This is a genomic window from Pseudomonas sp. TE3895, assembly GCF_056278855.1.
Genome location: NZ_JBWBQE010000001.1, coordinates 4,821,505 through 4,840,547, shown reverse-complemented (window position 1 = coordinate 4,840,547; position 19,043 = coordinate 4,821,505). Strand labels below are relative to the sequence as shown.

Here is a 19,043-nt window from a genome sequence, read left to right as displayed (position 1 = left end):
GCGTTGTGCTTGTTGGAGAACTTTTATGTTTCCTGCGATGTTGAACATCGGGCTAGGCTTGCGTCGCGGCCTGTTGCCGGAACTGCTGGCCATGGAGGCGGGTGCAGTGGACTTTCTCGAGTGTGCGCCGGAAAACTGGATTGCCGTGGGCGGCGCCTATGGCAAGGGCTTGGCCCAGTTGGCGGAGCGCTTTGCTGTCACCTGTCATGGGTTGTCTTTATCGCTGGGTGGCAGTGCCCCGCTGGACCGCCATTTCCTTGAGCAGACCCGGCAGTTTCTCGAGCGATACCAGGTGCGACTGTACAGCGAGCACCTGAGCTACTGCAGTGATGACGGGCACCTGTACGACCTGATGCCCATCCCGTTCACCGATGAAGCCGTACGCCATGTGGCCGCGCGCATACGCCAGGCTCAGGAGCAGCTGGAGCGGCGCATTGCCGTGGAAAACATCAGCTACTACGCCGCGCCGTATCAGGCGATGAGCGAACTCGACTTCATCCAGGCGGTGCTCGAAGAAGCGGATTGTGACCTGCTGCTGGACGTCAACAATGTCTATGTCAACGCCTGCAACCATGGCTACGACGCCCAGCAATTCCTTGCAGGCTTGCCCCCGGCGCGCGTGACCGGGATGCACGTTGCCGGGCATTACGATGAAGCGCCTGACCTCAAAGTGGATACCCACGGGGCGGCCGTGAAGGAGGATGTCTGGACGCTGTACGCCAGCGCTTGCGTGCGCTTCGGCGTAAAGCCGACGGTGCTTGAACGTGATTTCAACTACCCGCCCTTGGCCGAACTGTTGGCCGAGACGGCGCGTATGCGTGCTGTGCAATGCGCTGCCGGAGGGCAAGCAGATGAATGAGACCCTGCGTGCGCAGCAGTATGCCTTGGCCCGTCACCTGCGCGACCCACAGCGCCATGCCCCGCCGCCCGGCGTCGAGGCCCGCCGCCTGAAGGTTTACCGTGAGTTGTTCTATGGCGCCATCGAAGGGTTGCTGGCTGGCAGCTTCCCGGTCATGCGCCAGGCGTTGGGCGAGCAGCGCTGGCATGCCCGAGTACGTGATTTCTACGCCAGTTACCGTTGCCAGACGCCGTTGTTTACCGAAATTGCCGAGACGTTCGTCGACTACTTGCAACGTGTGGCGCTGGACACCCCTTGGCAGCTGGAGCTGGCGCACTATGAGTGGGTCGAGGCGCAACTGTACCTGAGCGATGCCGAGGACCCGGCGCATGACCCGGGTGGTGACCTGCTGGCTGGAGAGCCGTTGTTGTCTTGTGTGGCGCGGGTCCTGGCCTATCGTTGGCCGGTGGAACGCATTGGCGTGGACTACCAGCCAACGGTTGCCCCAGCATCGCCGAGCTTGCTGCTGGTTTATCGCGATGCCCGGTTGCAGGTGCGCTTTGCCCGGTTGGCACCTATGGCGTATCGGTTGCTGGTGGAGCAGGGGACTGGAAGAGAGCGGCTGCAGGCATTGGGCGGCGATGTGCAGCAAGGGTTGGCATTGTTGGAGGCATTGCGCGAGCAGGGCGTCATTGTCGGAACAGTTTGAAGGCACTGGGGGCTGCGCAGCAGCCCCCAACCCTCATCTGCCGAACCGCATGCCAAGCCAATGATCGAGGCTAAGGCGCCCGGCGCCCTTGAGCAGCAGGGGGAGCAACGCCACCAGGTAGATCAATGGCAATTTGTAATTGCCGAAGCCCTGGTCGGTAATGGCATAGCCTCGGGCCAGCTCCGCCAGGCCCGACCAGTGCGCCGGCCAGTGCACTGCCGCTATCGCTACAACGGTCACCACCATCAAACCCAACGATGCCAGCCGGGTACCCAGGCCCAACAGCAGCAGCAACGGCAGCACCAACTCGGCCCACATCGACAGCTGCCAGTTCAGCTCCGCGGGCAGCAGGTTGAAGGGGAACGGGAAGTTGGACTGCAGGTCGGCGAACCAGTTGCTGCCGTTGAATTTCTCCAGGCCGGATTCGAAAAACTCCCAGGCCAAAAATACCCGTAATGGCACGTCGGCGCTCCAGCTGCCGAGGCGATCAACGGTGGTCAGGGTACGGGTCAAGGTCGTCATTTGCGGTGCTCTCTTCAGGCAAGGGCGCGGGTGCTGCGGCGTTGTTTACGGGCCACTTTGGCGGTGAGCTTGACGGCGATGGCGCTGAACATCAGGGCGAACGCCAGCGGGTACCACCCCCCCATGGGGATGCGTTTGTAGAACGACAGGCAGAACACGGCAGCCAGTACCCACATGCCGCTGCTGTGCAGCGCTTGCCAGGCACGGCCGCCCAACAGCCGCATGGGGGGCTTGAACGAGGTGGCGGTGAGCAGCAGCACGAACAGGTAGCCGACTGTCCCGGGCAGGCTGGAAGTCAGTGTGCGGCCGGCCCAGAACAGCTCGGGGAATTGCTGGGCGTAGCGATAAATCAGCACGCCGTGCACGGTGTGGGAGAACGCGAATGCCAACCCCAGGTAGCGTCGCTCCTGAAGGATGCGGCGGCTTGATGTGCCAGGCAGCAAGGTCACCAGCGACGAGGCCAGGAACGCCAGCAGGAACAGTGCGAACGAGCTGCGTGCGGTGGCACGGATGGCACTGCGCAAGCCGTCCGGGTCAGGTTGGCTGGCCAGGACTATGGCGGTCATCGCCAAGGTCAGGCCGGCGAGGGCGGCGAACAGCTTCCAGCCGGAGGGCAAGGTGAGGGCTTTCATCAGGGACTCCCGGGATGTGGTTGTGTGACCGGGAGTGTCTCGGGGCGGGGTATCTGCAGTGTGTCAGGGGGATGCAGTTGTGTATCTGTTTGTAGAGGCGACCTCGCGTTTTACAGGAACGGCCCGATCGAGATCCAAGGCCGTTCCTGCCAACGATCGCACTTCAGGTGAGTTCGATCTGCGCGCACAATCCGCCCTGTTCGCGGTTGCTCAGGGTCAGCCGGCCCCCCATGGCCTGGATCAGCTGGTGGGCAATGGCCAATCCCAAGCCGGTGCCACCCGTGCTGCGATTGCGTGAACCTTCCACCCGGTAGAACGGCTTGAGCACTTCATCCAGCTCGTCACCGGGTATCCCTGGCCCGTTGTCGAGCACGCGGATGATGGTGGTACTGCCCTCGCGTGACACTTGCAGCTCGGCAGCACCTGCAAACTTCAGGGCGTTGTCGACCAGGTTCACCAGTACCCGGCGCAGCGCATGCGGGCGGGTTTCCAGCAGAGTCCCGCTGCTGCCGTGGCGTTCAACCTGGGCGCCGCTGTCCTGGTAGTCGAATACCAGGCTGTCGAGAAAGGCATCAAGGTTGACCCGGCAGGTCGCTTCGGTGCTGCTGTCCATGCTGCGGGCGTAAGCCACGCCTTCGCGCACCAGGTGTTCCATTTCATCCAGATCGCTCCCGAACTTGTCCCTTTCGACCCCCTCATCCATCACTTCGACCCGCAACTTCATGCGAGTGATCGGTGTTTGCAGGTCGTGGGAAATGGCTGCCAGCAACTGCATGCGTTCCTTGAGGTGGGCAGCAATGCGCGCCTGCAGGGCGTTGAAAGCCACGGCAGCGTAGCGCACCTCGCGTGGGCCGCTTTCATCCAGTTGTACGCCGGGCTGGTCCGGGTCGAGGTTGTCCACTGCCTGGGCCAGACGGGTTAGCGGGCCGATGGCCAGGCGTACCGCCAGCCAGGTACACAGCAACAGCACAGCCAGCTGAATCAGCAGCACCACGGGCAACCAACGGGCTACCGGGACTGTTGCTGGCGTCACGTCGATGGTCAGTGGCGCGCCGTCGGCCAGGTTCAGGTGCGCCTGGAAGTGCGCATTGGGCCCCGGGATTTCCAGGAAGGTCAGGCGGTAGTCGCTGCCAATGGCCTTGACGATCGACGCGGCGGCCATCGGTGGGTCACTGCTCGGCATCGCTTCGCCTGCCAGGCCCTGGTCGAGGCGATAGCGGTAGGTGCGCCGTTCCAGGCGCGGCAGCCAGGCGGCACGCTCGGCTGCAGGCAGGCGATCGAGGATGGCAACCGAAGTCGCCACGTCCTGTTCGAGGTTGCTGAGCATCATCGAACGGCTGCTGATGTAGCGCTCGTAGGCCTGCAGGCCGAACGACAGACCATAAGCCAACACCAGGCCGGTGAAGAAGATCATCGCCAGGCGCGAGGCCAGGGTGCGCGGCCATTTCATGAGGGGGACTCGAGCAATTGCACCGGCAGCGAAAACACGTAGCCCTCGCTGCGCACGGTCTTGATGCAGCTGGGCTCGCGGGCATCGTCACCCAGGCGCTGGCGCAGGCGGCTGACCAGCAAGTCGATGGAGCGGTCGAAGATGTCGGCTTCGCGGCCCTGGGTCAGGTTAAGCAGCTGTTCGCGGCTGAGCACCCGCTGCGGGTGGTCGAGGAACACCCGCAGCAGGCGGTACTCGGCGCCGCTCAGGGCCACCAGGGTTCCTTCGCTGTCGAGCAGGTGGCGCGCGGTGGTGTCCAGGCGCCATTGACCGAAACCCAGCAGGCGGCTGCTTTCACTGATGGTCAGGTTGGGCGGCAGCATGCGTGTGCGGCGCAGCACGGCGTTGATGCGGGCGAGCAGTTCGCGGGCCGAGAACGGTTTGGTCAGGTAATCGTCGGCGCCCATTTCCAGGCCGATGATGCGGTCGGTTTCGTCATTGCGGGCGGTCAGCATCAGCACCGGCGTATTGCGGTGCTTGCCGGCGCGCAGCTCGCGGCACAACAGCAGGCCGTCGTCGCCAGGCATCATGATGTCGAGCACGATCAGGTCGACGCTGTTGGCTTCGAGAAAGGCGCGCATCTGCCGGCCGTCGGCAACGATGCTGGTGCGCAGGCCGTTCTTCTTCAGGTAATTGCCGACCAGTTCGCGGATCTCGCGGTCGTCGTCGACGATCAGGATGTGATCGACGTGTTCCATGCGCTGGTTCCTGTGCAAAGTGGGTTGGGCGCAGTGTACCGAGCGCGTTCGCCCTTGCCTGCGGGAGTTTGTATTGCAGTGTATCTGGCACGGGTAGGGATACAGCAGGAGGCACATCACAACGTTGGGCGACACATGCGGGATACCTGGCTGACGTGAAATGGCTCTCGACCGGGGAGCAACACTCCCCACCCCCAAGTGTTACCCAGGAGAGATGCCATGAACGTCAAGACTTTCGCCAGCGCCAGCCTGTTCGCCGTGCTCAGCTTCGGCGCCATCGCTACCCAGGCCGCCACTGCCCCGATGCAGGATGGCGGGGTCATGCAGTACCGCTACGGTGAGCCTCTGGATGTGAAGAAAGTGCTGTCGGTGCAGGACGATCAGAGCAACGCCTGCGGCCTGGTGAACACCCGAATGGACTACCTTGACTCCCATGGCCAGCGGCAAAGCGTGCAGTACCGCACCTACGCCACGGGCGGTTGCCATGACAATTGATCGGCGCCGGATGCTCAAGGCAGGTGGTTTTGCGCTGGCGCTGATGGGGCTTGGGTTGGCTGGGCACCTGAAGGCACGCGACAGCTACGGCGCCATGCCGTCGCTGTCAGGCGCCAGCCAGTGGTTGAATTCGCCGCCCGTGGATGCCCCGGGGCTCAAGGGCAAGGTGGTGCTGGTGGACTTCTGGACCTGGGACTGCATCAACTGTCGGCGCAGCCTGCCGCATGTGAATGATTGGGCGCGGCGCTATGCCGATCAAGGACTGGTGGTGGTGGGGGTACACACGCCCGAGTTCGACTACGAGCATGATGTGGCGACTTTGCGGGACAAGGTAGCCCGGTTGGGTATCGGGTATCCGGTGGCGGTAGATAATGACTACAAGGTGTGGAATGCCTGGGGCAACCAGTTCTGGCCGGCGCATTACTTTGTCGATCGCAAGGGGCAGGTGCGCCATGTGCACGTTGGCGAGGGGGATTATGGCGAGCAGGAACAGGTGATACAGGCGTTGCTGGATGAGCAAGGGTGATTCTCCTGTACCGGCCTCTTCGCGGGCATGCCCGCTCCCACAGGGAGAGTGCAATCAGTAACGTTTGCGCAGTACCTGTGGGAGCGGGCGTGCCCGCGAAGAAGCCAACACTTTTCTATCAGGTGAAACTGGCAAAGTGCGCCTGCATCCGCGCCGCATCCGCCTGCCGCCCGCTGAACAGCTCGAATGCCTTCACCGCCTGGAACACCGCCATGTAGCTGCCATCCAGTGTGCGGCAGCCCAGTGCCCGGGCCGCGCGCAGCAGTTCGGTCTCCAGCGGGAAGTAGATGATCTCTGCCACCCACAGGCGGGGATGTAGCAACGCCACCGGCAGTGGCGTGCCCGGTAGCTTGGCCATGCCCACCGGCGTGGTGTTGACCAGCCCGTCCGCTTCGGCCAGTGCTGTGGCCAGGTCGGTGCCAAGCACGGCGCGCTCCGCGCCGAAATGGGCGTTCAGGTTGTCCACCAGCGCCTGCGCACGGGTCGTATCCACTTCGAACAGCACCAGCCGCTCTACCCCTTCACCCAGCAGGGCATGGGCCACGGCCGAGCCAGCGCCACCGGCACCCATCTGCACCACCTGGCGCCGTGCAACGTCGGGCAGGCCACGGCGCAAGCCTTCGGCAAAGCCCAGGCAATCGGTGTTGTGGCCGACGCGCTTGCCGTCCTTGAGCACCACGGTATTTACCGCGCCGATACCGCGGGCCTCGTCGGACAGTTCGTCGAGCAACGGCAGGATCGCCTGCTTGAACGGGTACGTAATGTTCAGCCCGGTGAAACCGGTATGTTGCGCGGCTTCGAGCAGGCCGGGCAGGGCACTGTCGTCCAGTTGCAGCTGGTCGGCGTCGATCAGCCGGTACAAGTAGCGCAGGGCCTGGGCGTCGCCTTCGTGTTCGTGCAGGGCCGGGGTACGTGACAGTTGGATGCCGCGGCCGATCAGGCCTGCGAGGATGGCTTGCTGGCTCATGCCGCACGCTCCTGCAACAGCTCGGCGAAGTGGCTCAGCGCCATGCGGTAGCCGTGGCTGCCCAGGCCGCAGATGACACCGACGGCGATGGACGATACGAACGACAAGTGACGGAACGGCTCGCGTTTGTGCACATTGGACAGGTGCACCTCGATCACCGGCAGTTCGCTGGCCACCAGGGCATCGCGGATGGCGACCGAGGTGTGCGTCCAGGCGCCGGGGTTGATCACGATGCCGGCGCAGCGGCCACGGGCGGCGTGGATCCAGTCGATCAGTTCGCCTTCGTGGTTGGTCTGGCGGAATTCGATTTCCAGGCCGTGGGCGTGGGCAGTGTCGGCACATCCCTGAGCCAGGTCAGCGAGGGTTTCGTGGCCGTACTGGGCAGGCTCGCGGGTGCCCAGCATGTTCAGGTTGGGGCCGTTGAGCACGAGAATAAGGGGCTTCATGACGGGCATCGCTTTGTTGTTGTTGAATGCACGTAGTTTTGTACTGACTGGTTAGTTCCGTCAATTGGCCAAGATCGTCGCACCGGGAAAGTGGGCGATTATCGAACTTATTGGGCATTGAATGCCCTCTACCCAGCCGTGCAAAGCTGCCCCTGTAACGAACCGCAGGGCGTCATTACAAAATTGTAATCTTGCCGCCACCGCCCCGATAACCAGCCCTTTCTACAGTCCCTCGCCAATGCTTCGCCCAGAGGACTGTTTCGTGCCCATCCCCCGCAAGATCGCCTTGCTCTGTCTGCTGCTGGCCAGTGCCACCGGCGCCCAGGCCAGCCAGGTGCTGAGCCTGCCCCAGGCGCTTACTGCCGCTTTCGCCCAGAACCCGGAGCTGGCTGCAGCTGGCCGTGAAATTGGCATTGCCGATGGCGAACGGCGTCAGGCCGGGCTGCTTCCCAACCCAGAGCTGGCCTGGGAGGTCGAGGACACCCGCCGCGACACCAGCACCACCACCGTCACCCTCAGCCAGCCGCTGGAGCTGGGCGGGAAGCGCGGCGCACGTCTCGCCGTGGCGGGTGCCGGCCAGGCCATTGCCCAGCTTGACCTGGAGCGCCAGCGCAACGCCCTGCGGGCCGATGTGGTGCAGGCTTTCCACGCTGCCTTGCGTGCACAGACCGCGCTGGAGTTGGCTCAGCAGTCGCAGGCGTTGACTGAGCGCGGCCTGCGGGTGGTGCAAGGGCGGGTTACGGCAGGTCAGTCATCACCGGTGGAGGCCACCCGTGCCCAGGTGCAACTGGCCCAGGCCCAGGCCGAAGTGCGCCGTGCGAAAACCCAGCGCAGCGTGGCCTACCAGGCCTTGGCCCAGTTGACGGGCAGCCCGCTGGCAAGCTTCGACCGGTTGCAGGCAGCCAACCTTTCGCCAGGCATTGCGCCGGGTGCCGACACCTTGCTTGACCAGGTCGAAAAGACTGCCGAATGGCGCCTGGCCGCTGCCCAGGTCGAGCGCGGCGACGCCTCCCTGGGAGCGGAAAAAGCCCAGCGTATCCCCAACCTCACCGTCAGCCTTGGCAGCCAGTACAGCCGCGAAGACCGGGAGCGAGTGAACGTGGTTGGCCTGTCCATGCCGTTGCCGCTGTTCGACCGCAACCAGGGCAATGTTCTGGCAGCTGCGCGCCGTGCCGACCAGGCGCGCGACCTGCGCAATGCCGTGGCGCTGCGTCTGCGCAGTGAAACCCGTAGTGCCATCAGCCAGTGGGAGACGGCGATGCAGGACGTTGAAGCCTATGACCGCACCATCCTGCCTGCTGCGCAGCAGGCCGTGGACACCGCCACCCGCGGTTTTGAAATGGGCAAGTTCGCTTTCCTCGATGTACTCGACGCCCAGCGCACGCTGATCGAGGCTCGCGGGCTGTACCTCGAGGCGCTGGCCTCGGCGACCGACGCGCGTGCACAAGTGGAGCGCATCTACGGCGATCTCGATGGCGTGAGCAACAAACCCAATAGCAGGAGCAACAATGACTAACCCACGCAAGCTAGCCCTTCTGGCTGCCGCCATTGCTGCGCTTGGCCTCACGGGCCTGGCCTGGACCGGCAACCTCGGCCAGGCGTCCAAGGCTCAAGCCCCCCATGACGACCATGGTGAAGACAGCCACGGCCATGCTGCAGCGCAGGCCGCCGAAGGCCATGCAGAGAAGGAGCACGGCGAAGAAGAAGGCCAGCTGCACCTGTCTATCGCGCAGATCGAATCGGCTGGTATACAACTGGCTGCCGCAGGCCCCCGTGAGCTGGGCACCGCCATCAGCTTCCCGGGTGAGATCCGCTTTGACGAGGACCGCACCGCACATGTGGTACCCCGCGTGCCGGGTGTGGTCGAAGCGGTGCACGCCGAGCTGGGCCAGGCGGTCAAGCGCGGCCAGGTACTGGCGGTGATTGCCAGCCAGCAGATCTCCGACCTGCGCAGTGAGCAGCAGGCCGCTCAACGTCGCCTGGAACTGGCGCGGTTGACCTTTCAACGGGAACAACAGCTGTGGCAGGAGCGAATCAGCGCCGAGCAGGATTACCTGCAGGCACGTCAGGCGCTGCAGGAGGCCGAGATCGCCCTGGCCAATGCTCGGCAGAAGGTCGCAGCGGTGGGGCCGGCCGGTGCCGGCAACCGCTATGAACTGCGCGCCCCCTTCGATGCGGTCGTCGTGGAGAAGCACCTGACCGTGGGCGAGGTGGTCGACGAGACCAGCAACGCGTTCACCCTGTCCGACCTGAGCCGGGTGTGGGCCACCTTCGCCGTGGCCCCTCGTGACCTGGGCAAGGTGGTGACCGGCCGTGAAGTCACGGTCAGTGCGCCGGACCTGGGCGCCCAGGTTCTGGGCAAGGTCAACTACGTCGGCAGCCTGCTCGGCGAGCAGAACCGTGCCGCCACTGTGCGTGCCACACTGGCCAACCCCAATGGCGCCTGGCGCCCCGGGCTGTTCGTCAATGTGGCTGTCAGCGTCGACCGCTTCGATGCCGCCGTGGCGGTGCCGGAAAGCGCCCTGCAAACCTGGGAGGCGCAGACCGTGGTGTTCGCCCGCACGGAGGAAGGCTTCGAGGCGCGCCCGGTGAAGACTGGCCGTCGCGATGCTGGCCAGGTGGAAATCACCAGCGGCCTGGCCGCCGGTACTCAGGTCGCGGCCGCCGGCAGCTTTGTCCTCAAGTCGGAACTGGGCAAGGGCTCGGCCGAGCACAGCCACTGATCACGGGGACACCTGCATGTTCGAACGCCTGATTCAATTTGCCATCGAGCAGCGCCTGGTGGTGATGCTGGCCGTGGTCCTGATGGCCGCGGTGGGTATCCACAGCTACCAGAAACTGCCAATCGATGCTGTGCCGGACATCACTAACGTCCAGGTGCAGATCAACACCGCCGCCCCCGGCTATTCGCCGCTGGAGACCGAGCAGCGCATCACCTTTGCCATCGAGACCGCTATGGCTGGCCTGCCAGGGCTCAAGCAGACCCGCTCGCTGTCGCGTTCGGGCCTGTCGCAAGTCACGGTCATTTTCGATGATGGCACCGATATCTTCTTCGCCCGCCAACTGGTCAACGAGCGCCTGCAGGTGGCCCGCGAGCAATTGCCTGAGGGCATCGAGGCGGGCATGGGGCCGATCTCCACCGGGCTGGGGGAAATTTTCCTGTGGACGGTGGAAGCCCAGGAGGGGGCGCTCAAGGAAGACGGTACACCTTACACTCCAACTGACCTGCGGGTGATTCAGGACTGGATCATCAAGCCGCAGCTGCGCAATGTGCCGGGTGTGGCCGAGGTCAACAGCATCGGCGGCCATGCCAAACAATACCTGATTGCACCAGAGCCCAAGCGCCTGGCGGCCTACAAGCTCACCCTCAACGACCTGATTGCAGCGCTGGAGCGCAATAACGCTAACATTGGCGCTGGCTATATCGAGCGCAATGGCGAGCAGTTGCTGATTCGCGCGCCGGGCCAGGTGGCCTCGGCCGAAGACATTGCCAACATCGTTATCTCCAGCGTCGACGGCACGCCGATCCGCGTCAGCCATGTCGCCCAGGTTGGCCTTGGCGAAGAGCTGCGCTCGGGGGCCGCCACCGAAAACGGTCGGGAAGTGGTGCTGGGCACGGTGTTCATGCTGATTGGCGAGAACAGCCGCACGGTGTCGCAGGCGGTCGCTGCAAAATTGGTCGAGATCAATCGCAACCTGCCCAAGGGCGTAGTCGCCGTGACGGTGTACGACCGCACCAACCTGGTGGAGAAAGCCATCGCCACGGTAAAGAAAAACCTGATCGAAGGTGCGATCCTGGTGATTGCCGTGCTGTTCCTGTTCCTCGGCAACATTCGTGCTGCGCTGATCACGGCCATGGTTATCCCGCTTTCGATGCTGTTCACCTTTACCGGCATGTTCAGCAACAAGGTCAGTGCCAACCTGATGAGCCTGGGCGCGCTGGACTTCGGCATCATCGTCGACGGCGCAGTCGTGATCGTGGAAAACGCCATCCGTCGCCTGGCCCATGCCCAGCAGCGCCACGGTCGCATGCTGACCCGCAGCGAACGGTTCCATGAGGTGTTTGCCGCTGCCCGCGAAGCACGCCGGCCGCTGATCTATGGGCAGTTGATCATCATGGTGGTGTACCTGCCGATCTTTGCCCTGACCGGGGTCGAGGGCAAGATGTTCCACCCTATGGCCTTTACCGTGGTCATGGCCCTGTTGGGCGCGATGATCCTTTCGGTCACGTTCGTTCCGGCAGCCATTGCCCTGTTCGTCACCGGCAAGGTCAAGGAAGAGGAAGGCCTGGTGATGCGTACGGCACGGCAGCGCTATGCCCCGGTGCTGGCCTGGGTGCTGGGCCGGCGCAAACTGGCATGTGCCGCCGCCGCCGCCCTGGTGCTGTTGTCGGGCGTGATGGCCAGCCGCATGGGCAGCGAGTTCATCCCCAGCCTCAGCGAGGGTGACTTCGCCCTGCAGGCCCTGCGCGTGCCGGGCACCAGCCTGTCGCAGTCGGTGGACATGCAACAGCGCCTGGAGCAGGCGATCATCGCTCAGGTGCCGGAGGTGGAGCGGGTGTTTGCCCGCACCGGCACTGCCGAGATTGCCTCCGACCCGATGCCGCCGAACATTTCCGATGCCTACGTGATGCTGCGCCCGCGCGAACAATGGGTTGACCCGGGCAAACCGCGGGATGAGCTGATCGCCCAGGTGCAACGCGCCGCTGCCAGTGTGCCGGGCAGCAACTACGAGCTGTCGCAGCCGATTCAGCTGCGGTTCAACGAGCTGATTTCCGGGGTGCGCAGTGATGTGGCGGTGAAGCTGTTCGGTGACGACATGGAGGTGCTCAACCGCACTGCCGCACAGATCGCTGCCAGCCTGCAAGGGGTGTCGGGCGCGTCCGAGGTGAAGGTGGAGCAGACGACCGGCCTGCCGGTACTGACCATCGACATCGACCGTGACAAGGCCGCACGTCATGGCCTGAATGTGGGCGATGTGCAGGATGCCATCGCCATTGCCGTGGGCGGCCGCACCGCCGGTACGCTGTATGAAGGCGACCGCCGCTTCGACATGGTCGTGCGCCTGTCGGAGACCTTGCGTACCGATGTCGACGGGCTGGCCAGCCTGCTGATTCCGGTTCCGGCCAGTGCCGCTGAGGGGGCCGGGCAAATCGGTTTCATCCCGCTGTCGCAGGTCGCCACGCTGAACCTGCAACTGGGCCCGAATCAGGTGAGCCGCGAGGATGGCAAGCGCGTGGTGGTGGTCAGTGCCAACGTGCGTGGACGCGACCTGGGCTCGTTTGTGCAAGAGGCTGAGCAGGCCCTGATCGACCAGGTGCAGGTACCACCGGGTTACTGGACGCGTTGGGGAGGGCAGTTCGAACAGTTGCAGTCGGCAGCCGAGCGCTTGCAGGTGGTGGTGCCGGTGGCCTTGCTGCTGGTCATGGCGCTGTTGCTGATGATGTTCAATAACCTCAGGGATGGCCTGCTGGTGTTCACCGGCATCCCCTTTGCCCTGACCGGCGGGGTGCTGGCGCTGTGGGTGCGTGATATTCCGCTGTCTATTTCTGCCGGCGTCGGGTTCATTGCATTGTCGGGAGTGGCAGTGTTGAACGGGCTGGTGATGATTGCCTTTATCCGCGGGCTGCGCGAGGAAGGGCGCACGCTGCGGGCGGCGGTCGAGGAGGGGGCGCTGACCCGCTTGCGGCCAGTACTGATGACGGCGCTGGTGGCCTCGCTGGGGTTCATACCGATGGCCTTGGCCACCGGGACCGGGGCAGAGGTGCAGCGGCCACTGGCGACGGTGGTGATTGGTGGGATCTTGTCTTCTACCGCGCTGACGTTGCTGGTGTTGCCGGCGTTGTATCAGTGGGCGTATCGGCGGGATGAGCAGCAGGAAGGCTGAGTACGTGGGGCTGCAAGGCAGCCCCAACAACCTCAAACGGCCCTTCGGGCACCAGCCCGTACACCGTCCACACCCAGGTCGTCATGCAAAGAAATCCGCGACGTTTCCGGCAACGCCAACCCGCCCACCAACGCCACCAGCGCAATCACCACCAGGTAGAACGCCGGTGCCAGGCTGCTGCCGGTCTGTCCGATGAGCCAGGTTGCCACCAGCGGCGCTGTGCCGCCAAATAGCGTGTAGGCCACGTTGTAGGTAATCGCCGAAGCGGTGTAGCGGGTACGGGTAGGGAAGCTTTCCGACAGCAAGGCTGCGGTAACCACGCCGCTGCACAATGCCCCCACCGCGAGCAGGATCACCCCCAGCAGCGCACCCGACATCGAGCCAGAGCTGGCCAGCCAGTACGCCGGGAACACGCAAAGCATCACCCACAGGCAGGTAAAGCCGATGGTCTTGCGCCGCCCCACCCGGTCCGAAAATGCCCCGGCCAGCGGGCAGCCGACCGCAGCGAACAGCAGGGCCACGGTGGTTACCAGCAGTGACTGCGCGCGGGTCAGGTTGCCGACCAGTTGCAGGTAGGTGGCGAAGTAGGTGGTGAACATGTAGAACGACAATGCGGTCAGCGAAATGAACGCCCCCAGGTTGCGAATGACCCGGCCATGGTGGCGCAGGGTTTCCTTCAGCGGTGAATGCTCGTGCTCCTTGCCCTGGGCGACGGCTTCGCGGAACGCCGGGGTTTCTTCCATGCGCCAGCGCAGGTACAGGCCGACCAGGCCCAGCGGTGCTGCAATCAGGAACGGAATGCGCCAACCCCAGGCATTCATCGCCTCGGTCGACAGGCTGGCTTCCAGGCCATACGCGATCACCGCCGCACAGGCAAAGGCGGAAAAGGTCGACACAGGCACGAAGCTGCCATAAAAGGCGCGCTTGTTGTCAGGCGCGTGCTCCATCAGGTAGGCGCAGGCCCCGGCATATTCGCCACCGGCAGAAAAACCCTGCAGGCAGCGGGCCAGGGTCAGCAGCACCGGGGCTGCCAGGCCGATACTGGCGTAGGTCGGCAGCAGGCCGATCAACGTGGTGGAGCCGGCCATCAGCAAGATGGTCAGCGACAGGATGCGCTTGCGTCCCAGGCGGTCGCCCAAGGCGCCGAAGACGATGCCGCCCAAGGGGCGCAGGGCGAACGCCACGGCGAACACCGCGAAGGTTTTGAGCAAGGCTACGCTGGCGTCTTCGCTGGCGAAGAACTGGCTGGCGATCAGCGTGGCGAGAAAGCCGTACACGGCGAAGTCGAACCATTCGACGAAATTGCCGATGGCCGAAGCGGCAATCACCCTGCGCAGGGTGGCGGGGGATACCTCATGATGTGCGGACATGCGGGTGCTCTCCGGTTTCCTTTGGCAGCCATGTTGAAAGTGGCGCAGTCGGGCTGCGCCATCGTTATTGTGCTTGCCAGTAGATAGCCGAGCGCTGCAAGGCGCTTTGTCGAGGGCGACCTCGGTATACCTGATTCGACCGGTGCAGCAGGTTATAGCTGGAGTGCCCCCAACGGCCTGTCAGGCCGCACGCTCAAGCACATCCAGCAAATCGATGAATTCCAGGGCCAGTTTATGCCGCGGCGCCAAATGCACCAATGGCACCGAGGCATGGTGCGATTCACGCATCTTGATCGAACTGCTCAGGTACACCGGCAGCACCGGCATGCCTTCGTTGCGCAGTTGATCGACCAAGGTCTGGTGCAGCGCCGTGCGCCCGGCGAACTGATTGACCACCACACCTTCCACCACCAGCGCGGGGTTGTGGTCCTGGCGCAGTTCTTCGACCTCGGCCATGACACTGTGCAGGGCCTGGCGCGAGAAACTGTCGCAGTCGAACGGAATCAACAGACGCTCGGCCGCCACCAGCGCGCTGAAGGTGTAGAAATTCAGCGCGGGTGGGGTGTCGATGTAAATCCGCTCATAGTCCTCTTCCAGTGCCACCAGCAACTTGCGCAGCTTGTTGATCTTGAACTTGCTCTCCAGCTTGCTTTGCAGGTCGCTGAGGTCAGGGCTGGCGGTGACCAGGTGCAGGTTGTTGTAGCGGGTTTCGGTGATTGCCACGCGGTGCTTCTTGCCGGCGGCGGTAACCGGCGACAAGGTCTGGCGGAAGAAGTCGGCGATGCCGGGTGGAATAGTGTCGTTGACCAGCCCGGTGAGGTAGAAGGTGGCATTGGCCTGCGGGTCAAGGTCGACCAGCAAGGTCCGGTAGCCCTCGGCGGCACTGGCTGCGGCGAGGTTGCAGGCGATGCTGGATTTGCCGACGCCACCTTTCTGATTGAAAACCACACGACGCATGAGACGCTCATCCATGAAGTAAAAATGTCAGGTCGGGGTCAATCCTATGACTGAAACACTGCAGTTTTATGACAGGAATTGTTACAAGCCACCGATTCATCTTTGCCTGTACCGGCATTTTCACGGGCAAGCCCGCCCCCTGCAGGCAACTCAAGACGTTCAGGCAAAAGCGACCCGGTTGCGCCCCTCCTGCTTGGCCCGGTAAAGCGCCCGGTCAGCCTCGCCCAATGCGTTCATGGGCTCGCCGTGAGTCTCGCCATCCCAGTGCGTCACCCCCAGCGAAATCGTCACTGCCCCCACCGGTTCCACCGGCATATCCTGTACGGTCACACGCAACCGTTCGGCCACCGCGGCCGCCACGTTCAGGGTGGCCCCAGGCAGCAATATCAGGAACTCCTCGCCACCGGTGCGACACAGCAGGTCGCCCTCGCGGCAACAACGGCGCATGAGCTCCGCCAGCTGGCGCAGCACCTGGTCGCCCACTTCGTGTCCATGGCTGTCATTTATCCGCTTGAAGTGGTCGATATCCAGCGCAATGGCTGCAAACTCCCGGTTTTCAGCCTCCAGTAACGACAGGCTGATTTCCAGGCTGCGGCGGTTGCCCAGGCCGGTCAGCGGATCGGTCTGGGCGTCCCGATTGAGCCGGCCGATACGCTCTTGCAGCAAGTTCAGGCTGAACAGCAACGCGCGCTTGAGCTCTGCCGCCTCGAAGTACCAGGCCCGCACCTGATGCAAGTGCTCGGCGGTAGCGGCGCGGTCCATCGTGCGGGCACCGGCGGCAAGCTTCCAGAGCGGTCGGGCGATGGTACGGGCCAGCCACCACAGCAGCAGGCTGCCAACCAGCGCCAAGGGCGCCGAACTGGCGATCACGTTCAGCACCAGATGGTGCAACGGCGCCACCGTCTGCACCAAGGGCTGCTGCGCTACCACGCCCCAGCCGGCGCTGGGGACGGTGGCGAAGCCGGCGAGCATTTCCACGCCCAGGCTATTGGTCAGTTGCCGGGTACCGCTGTCCAGTGTCGCCAACTGGTCGACCAGCGCATTGCCCTCCACCACCGTGCCTACCCGCTCGCTATGGGGGTGGTACAGCAGGCGTCGGTTGCGGTCGACCACATACAGGTACGAACCGTCCTTGTAGAAATGCTCGCCCAGCAGGCTGTTGAGGATGTTGCGTTCACGCAGGTACAGGCTGCCACCCACATACCCCAGGTAGTTGCCGTTGCTGTCGAAAATGGGTTGCGATAAGGCCACCACCAGGTTGTCGGCCGCCGACAGGTAGGGCGTGGAAACCAGTGGACGGCGTTCGCGCAGGGCTTCCAGAGCACCGGGTGACTGCACGTGGGTGCCGAGCAGGTGGCGTAGCGGGGCGGGGGATACTGCCAGCAGTACACCGTTGGCATCGATCACGAAGGTGGAGTTGAAGGCCATGCTCTGGCCCAGTACGCGGTCGGTTTCCAACTGCAGCGCTGTGGTGTCGCTCAACTGCCGGCTTTGCACGCCGGCGCTGAACATCAGTTGCTGCAAGGCGTTGCCAATGAAGGTTTCGGTGATGCTGGCCAGCTTGGTCGCATACACCCGGTTGGCTTCCAGGGCATTGTCGATCAATAGCTGGCGCTGCACCCGGTAGCTGGCGAAATAGCTGGCGCACAGCATGACCACTGCGGTAAGGGCGCAGAGCACCAGAATGAGTGTACGTAGATCCAGGCGCAATCCATGCTTGGTGTGTGTCAATCCTGACCTCGGGTGATCGTAAAGGGCGGCTGAACGGAAGTTACCTTGCCGGGCAGCGGTCAAGAGCCTGCTTTGTCCAGCGCATCAAGCTCATCTTCCACCTCTTGCATACGCTGCTCCACCAAGGCTTGCACGTTCACATCGCGGGCGGTTTCGCGCATCAGGGCGGTGAGTTTTTCGCTCAAGCGTTTGCCGGCTTCGGTGTCTTCCAGGGCGCGAGCTTTGGCGGGGTCCTGGGTGGCGGCGACGATGGTGGCGAATTCGGCGTCGCTGAAGTTTTTTTCGCTGTACAGGCGGAACAGGTCCCGGCGCTGGTCCTCGACGGTGAGGTGCTTGCGCAGTACGTCCTGGATGGTCGCTTGCGACAGCTGCGGGTGAGTGCGGCCCAGCAGCGCGGACATGCGCTCGATGTTGTGCGTGTAGGCGTCCTGCAGGGGCAGCTGGCTGAGGATCTGTTCTTCACGGGAGGGTTTCTGGTCGCAGGCGGTGAATGCAGCAGCCAGCAACAGGGGTAACAGCAACTTCGGGAGGCGAGGCATGGTGTGGCCTGGTCGGGCAGTGAAGACTGCTGATTATACCGATGTCCGCCTTGCCACGACGAGCCCTGTGATTTGCCTTGTGCGGCACGCTGCGGTAGAACCGTGCGCTCCCAACCACACTGGCAATAGCCCGATGCCGAACTGGACCCTGCAACCTGTGGCGCGTGACGCCATTGCCGAAGTGCTGGCGTTTGTCGACAGCGCCCGGCGCGCGCTTTTCCCGATGCTCGCCAACGCACCCTTGCCGCGTGACCTGGCGCATTTCGCCGACACTTACCTGGACGGTGCGGGCTGCTTTCTGGAAGCCCGTGAGGGTGGGCGGCTGGTCGCGGTGATCGGTTACTTGCCCTATGACCATCGCTTTGCCCAGCTTGATTACCGCGCAGAGCGGGTAGTCGAGGTGGTGCGGCTGTTCGTGTTGCCGGCCTACCGCAGGCATGGCCTGGCGGCTGCCTTGTTTGGTGCCTTGCGCGAACGGGCGATGCAAGCGGGCTTGGACTGCCTTTACTTGCATACTCATCCGTTTCTGCCGGGTGCCATTGCGTTCTGGGAGCGGCAAGGCTTCACGGTGGTGGATGTGGAGCAGGACCCGGTGTGGCAGACCACGCACATGCAGTTGCGATTACGCTGACCTGTGGGAACGTGCCTATTGGCGATGAAGATCGCGCCCTGGGTCACTGGGTCGAACGCACGGCGGTTGATGAGGTTCCAGTTGCCATCCTCGGTAAAGCCATTGCTGTGCAACCGGGCGGAGCCGGCCTGGGCGTGAGGCGCCCGAATAGCCGCCTCACTGCCCGGCCCCGAGTTTTTGCAACTGTGCGGCAAAGCGGGCTTTGGCCCGCGCCGGCAAGCTGGCCGGCAATTCGGCGGTAGGCGCATCACCGACCTGGATCACCATGACCATGCCCATGGCCACGTGCGGAATGCACTGGATACCGTATACGCCCGGCACGCGGAAGGTGTGCTCGAACGGTTGGTTCAGCTTGCTCTTGAACGGCTCGGCACCGGTGGGTAGAAGGCCCGCCACGCTGGCGGCATTATGCCCGCTGTGGCTCGGCAGGAAGCGCACGCTGTCGCCGGGGGCAATGCGCAAGTGGTCAGGCTCGTAGACCATGGCGCCGTCGCTGCCACGGTTGAGCATTTTCACTTCATGCACTTCGGCCAGTGCGGTCTGGGCAAGCAGGGTGCTGGTGAGCAGCAGGGCGACAGGGCGCAACAGCATGGGCAAGGCTACCAGG

The 19,043-nt window shown here is 63.8% G+C and carries 19 protein-coding genes; 8 read left to right on the top strand and 11 right to left on the bottom strand.

The window, feature by feature from the left end; translation table 11 throughout:
* The first annotated feature begins 25 nt into the window (after nucleotides 1-25).
* Nucleotides 26-859, top strand: coding sequence for an HvfB family MNIO-type RiPP peptide maturase (locus ACZ889_RS21960; RefSeq protein ID WP_047604017.1), 834 nt, complete (start codon nucleotides 26-28; stop codon nucleotides 857-859).
* Entirely contained in the window at nucleotides 852-1,547 is a 696-nt protein-coding gene (locus tag ACZ889_RS21955) for an HvfC family RiPP maturation protein (RefSeq protein ID WP_180689613.1), read from the top strand. The genes ACZ889_RS21960 and ACZ889_RS21955 overlap by 8 nt, the downstream gene beginning before the upstream one ends.
* Before the next feature lie 33 nt (nucleotides 1,548-1,580).
* Here the strand turns inward: ACZ889_RS21955 and ACZ889_RS21950 are convergent, their stop codons facing one another.
* The 4 genes from ACZ889_RS21950 to ACZ889_RS21935 all read right to left on the bottom strand — a co-directional run bounded on the left by ACZ889_RS21950 (nucleotide 1,581) and on the right by ACZ889_RS21935 (nucleotide 4,888).
* Nucleotides 1,581-2,069, bottom strand: a complete 489-nt coding sequence (locus ACZ889_RS21950; protein ID WP_180689614.1) for an HvfX family Cu-binding RiPP maturation protein — start codon at nucleotides 2,067-2,069, stop codon at nucleotides 1,581-1,583.
* A gap of 14 nt (nucleotides 2,070-2,083) precedes the next feature.
* The gene (locus ACZ889_RS21945; RefSeq protein ID WP_014861799.1) at nucleotides 2,084-2,701 is read right to left on the bottom strand and encodes a ferric reductase-like transmembrane domain-containing protein; all 618 of its coding nucleotides are present in this window, start codon (nucleotides 2,699-2,701) and stop codon (nucleotides 2,084-2,086) included.
* Between the two features lie 163 nt (nucleotides 2,702-2,864).
* Nucleotides 2,865-4,151, bottom strand: coding sequence for a sensor histidine kinase (locus ACZ889_RS21940; protein ID WP_180689615.1), 1,287 nt, complete (start codon nucleotides 4,149-4,151; stop codon nucleotides 2,865-2,867).
* Nucleotides 4,148-4,888 carry a response regulator gene (locus ACZ889_RS21935; RefSeq protein WP_003250463.1) on the bottom strand — a complete coding sequence of 247 codons (741 nt, stop codon included), beginning with the start codon at nucleotides 4,886-4,888 and terminating at the stop codon, nucleotides 4,148-4,150. The genes ACZ889_RS21940 and ACZ889_RS21935 overlap by 4 nt, the downstream gene beginning before the upstream one ends.
* Nucleotides 4,889-5,107: 219 nt before the next feature.
* On the opposite strand from ACZ889_RS21935, the gene ACZ889_RS21930 reads away from it, so the two are divergent.
* Nucleotides 5,108-5,383 (top strand): DUF2790 domain-containing protein, encoded by a 276-nt coding sequence (locus ACZ889_RS21930; RefSeq protein ID WP_180689616.1) that lies wholly within the window; start codon nucleotides 5,108-5,110, stop codon nucleotides 5,381-5,383.
* A 10-nt stretch (nucleotides 5,384-5,393) separates the two neighbouring features.
* Nucleotides 5,394-5,909, top strand: a complete 516-nt coding sequence (locus ACZ889_RS21925; protein ID WP_047604012.1) for a thioredoxin family protein — start codon at nucleotides 5,394-5,396, stop codon at nucleotides 5,907-5,909.
* A 118-nt stretch (nucleotides 5,910-6,027) separates the two neighbouring features.
* Here the strand turns inward: ACZ889_RS21925 and ACZ889_RS21920 are convergent, their stop codons facing one another.
* Together ACZ889_RS21920 and aroQ are read right to left on the bottom strand one after the other, a co-directional pair.
* Nucleotides 6,028-6,876: a shikimate dehydrogenase gene (locus ACZ889_RS21920; RefSeq protein ID WP_143999876.1), complete on the bottom strand. Its 849-nt coding sequence runs from the start codon at nucleotides 6,874-6,876 to the stop codon at nucleotides 6,028-6,030.
* On the bottom strand, nucleotides 6,873-7,322 hold the full coding sequence (aroQ, locus tag ACZ889_RS21915) for a type II 3-dehydroquinate dehydratase (RefSeq protein ID WP_003250469.1): 450 nt from the start codon (nucleotides 7,320-7,322) through the stop codon (nucleotides 6,873-6,875). Before aroQ ends, ACZ889_RS21920 begins: the two co-directional genes overlap by 4 nt.
* A 262-nt stretch (nucleotides 7,323-7,584) precedes the next feature.
* On the opposite strand from aroQ, the gene ACZ889_RS21910 reads away from it, so the two are divergent.
* The 3 genes from ACZ889_RS21910 to ACZ889_RS21900 are packed head-to-tail and all read left to right on the top strand — an operon-like array spanning nucleotide 7,585 to nucleotide 13,208.
* Entirely contained in the window at nucleotides 7,585-8,838 is a 1,254-nt protein-coding gene (locus ACZ889_RS21910; protein WP_476257808.1) for a TolC family protein, read from the top strand.
* The gene (locus tag ACZ889_RS21905; RefSeq protein ID WP_180689618.1) at nucleotides 8,831-10,045 is read left to right on the top strand and encodes an efflux RND transporter periplasmic adaptor subunit; all 1,215 of its coding nucleotides are present in this window, start codon (nucleotides 8,831-8,833) and stop codon (nucleotides 10,043-10,045) included. Before ACZ889_RS21910 ends, ACZ889_RS21905 begins: the two co-directional genes overlap by 8 nt.
* Before the next feature lie 16 nt (nucleotides 10,046-10,061).
* A complete protein-coding gene (locus ACZ889_RS21900) occupies nucleotides 10,062-13,208 on the top strand; it encodes an efflux RND transporter permease subunit (protein ID WP_003250476.1) in 3,147 nt (1,048 codons plus the stop codon).
* 32 nt (nucleotides 13,209-13,240) lie between these two features.
* Here ACZ889_RS21900 and ACZ889_RS21895 read toward each other — a convergent pair whose 3' ends face one another.
* The 4 genes from ACZ889_RS21895 to ACZ889_RS21880 form a co-directional block, all read right to left on the bottom strand.
* On the bottom strand, nucleotides 13,241-14,578 hold the full coding sequence (locus ACZ889_RS21895; RefSeq protein WP_476257807.1) for an MFS transporter: 1,338 nt from the start codon (nucleotides 14,576-14,578) through the stop codon (nucleotides 13,241-13,243).
* Between the two features lie 180 nt (nucleotides 14,579-14,758).
* Complete coding sequence (locus ACZ889_RS21890) at nucleotides 14,759-15,535, bottom strand: ParA family protein (protein ID WP_049587603.1); 777 nt, start codon at nucleotides 15,533-15,535, stop codon at nucleotides 14,759-14,761.
* Nucleotides 15,536-15,694: 159 nt separating this feature from the next.
* On the bottom strand, nucleotides 15,695-17,266 hold the full coding sequence (locus tag ACZ889_RS21885) for a sensor domain-containing diguanylate cyclase (RefSeq protein ID WP_014861791.1): 1,572 nt from the start codon (nucleotides 17,264-17,266) through the stop codon (nucleotides 15,695-15,697).
* A gap of 59 nt (nucleotides 17,267-17,325) precedes the next feature.
* Nucleotides 17,326-17,805, bottom strand: coding sequence for a hypothetical protein (locus ACZ889_RS21880; protein ID WP_476257806.1), 480 nt, complete (start codon nucleotides 17,803-17,805; stop codon nucleotides 17,326-17,328).
* Nucleotides 17,806-17,938: 133 nt separating this feature from the next.
* Here ACZ889_RS21880 and ACZ889_RS21875 point away from each other — a divergent pair, with 133 nt between their 5' ends.
* Nucleotides 17,939-18,436, top strand: a complete 498-nt coding sequence (locus tag ACZ889_RS21875) for a GNAT family N-acetyltransferase (RefSeq protein WP_003250486.1) — start codon at nucleotides 17,939-17,941, stop codon at nucleotides 18,434-18,436.
* Nucleotides 18,437-18,592: 156 nt separating this feature from the next.
* On the opposite strand, the gene ACZ889_RS21870 is transcribed toward ACZ889_RS21875, so the two are convergent.
* Entirely contained in the window at nucleotides 18,593-19,027 is a 435-nt protein-coding gene (locus ACZ889_RS21870) for a pseudoazurin (RefSeq protein ID WP_265978352.1), read from the bottom strand.
* Between the last annotated feature and the right edge of the window lie 16 nt (nucleotides 19,028-19,043).

Coding starts and splice junctions, on each gene's coding strand:
- ACZ889_RS21960 (WP_047604017.1), top strand. CDS start 26: ATGTTTCCTGCGATGTTGAACATCGGGCTAGGCTTGCGTCGCGGCCTG.
- ACZ889_RS21955 (WP_180689613.1), top strand. CDS start 852: ATGAATGAGACCCTGCGTGCGCAGCAGTATGCCTTGGCCCGTCACCTG.
- ACZ889_RS21950 (WP_180689614.1), bottom strand. CDS start 2,069: ATGACGACCTTGACCCGTACCCTGACCACCGTTGATCGCCTCGGCAGC.
- ACZ889_RS21945 (WP_014861799.1), bottom strand. CDS start 2,701: ATGAAAGCCCTCACCTTGCCCTCCGGCTGGAAGCTGTTCGCCGCCCTC.
- ACZ889_RS21940 (WP_180689615.1), bottom strand. CDS start 4,151: ATGAAATGGCCGCGCACCCTGGCCTCGCGCCTGGCGATGATCTTCTTC.
- ACZ889_RS21935 (WP_003250463.1), bottom strand. CDS start 4,888: ATGGAACACGTCGATCACATCCTGATCGTCGACGACGACCGCGAGATC.
- ACZ889_RS21930 (WP_180689616.1), top strand. CDS start 5,108: ATGAACGTCAAGACTTTCGCCAGCGCCAGCCTGTTCGCCGTGCTCAGC.
- ACZ889_RS21925 (WP_047604012.1), top strand. CDS start 5,394: ATGCTCAAGGCAGGTGGTTTTGCGCTGGCGCTGATGGGGCTTGGGTTG.
- ACZ889_RS21920 (WP_143999876.1), bottom strand. CDS start 6,876: ATGAGCCAGCAAGCCATCCTCGCAGGCCTGATCGGCCGCGGCATCCAA.
- aroQ (WP_003250469.1), bottom strand. CDS start 7,322: ATGAAGCCCCTTATTCTCGTGCTCAACGGCCCCAACCTGAACATGCTG.
- ACZ889_RS21905 (WP_180689618.1), top strand. CDS start 8,831: ATGACTAACCCACGCAAGCTAGCCCTTCTGGCTGCCGCCATTGCTGCG.
- ACZ889_RS21900 (WP_003250476.1), top strand. CDS start 10,062: ATGTTCGAACGCCTGATTCAATTTGCCATCGAGCAGCGCCTGGTGGTG.
- ACZ889_RS21895 (WP_476257807.1), bottom strand. CDS start 14,578: ATGTCCGCACATCATGAGGTATCCCCCGCCACCCTGCGCAGGGTGATT.
- ACZ889_RS21890 (WP_049587603.1), bottom strand. CDS start 15,535: ATGCGTCGTGTGGTTTTCAATCAGAAAGGTGGCGTCGGCAAATCCAGC.
- ACZ889_RS21880 (WP_476257806.1), bottom strand. CDS start 17,805: ATGCCTCGCCTCCCGAAGTTGCTGTTACCCCTGTTGCTGGCTGCTGCA.
- ACZ889_RS21875 (WP_003250486.1), top strand. CDS start 17,939: ATGCCGAACTGGACCCTGCAACCTGTGGCGCGTGACGCCATTGCCGAA.
- ACZ889_RS21870 (WP_265978352.1), bottom strand. CDS start 19,027: ATGCTGTTGCGCCCTGTCGCCCTGCTGCTCACCAGCACCCTGCTTGCC.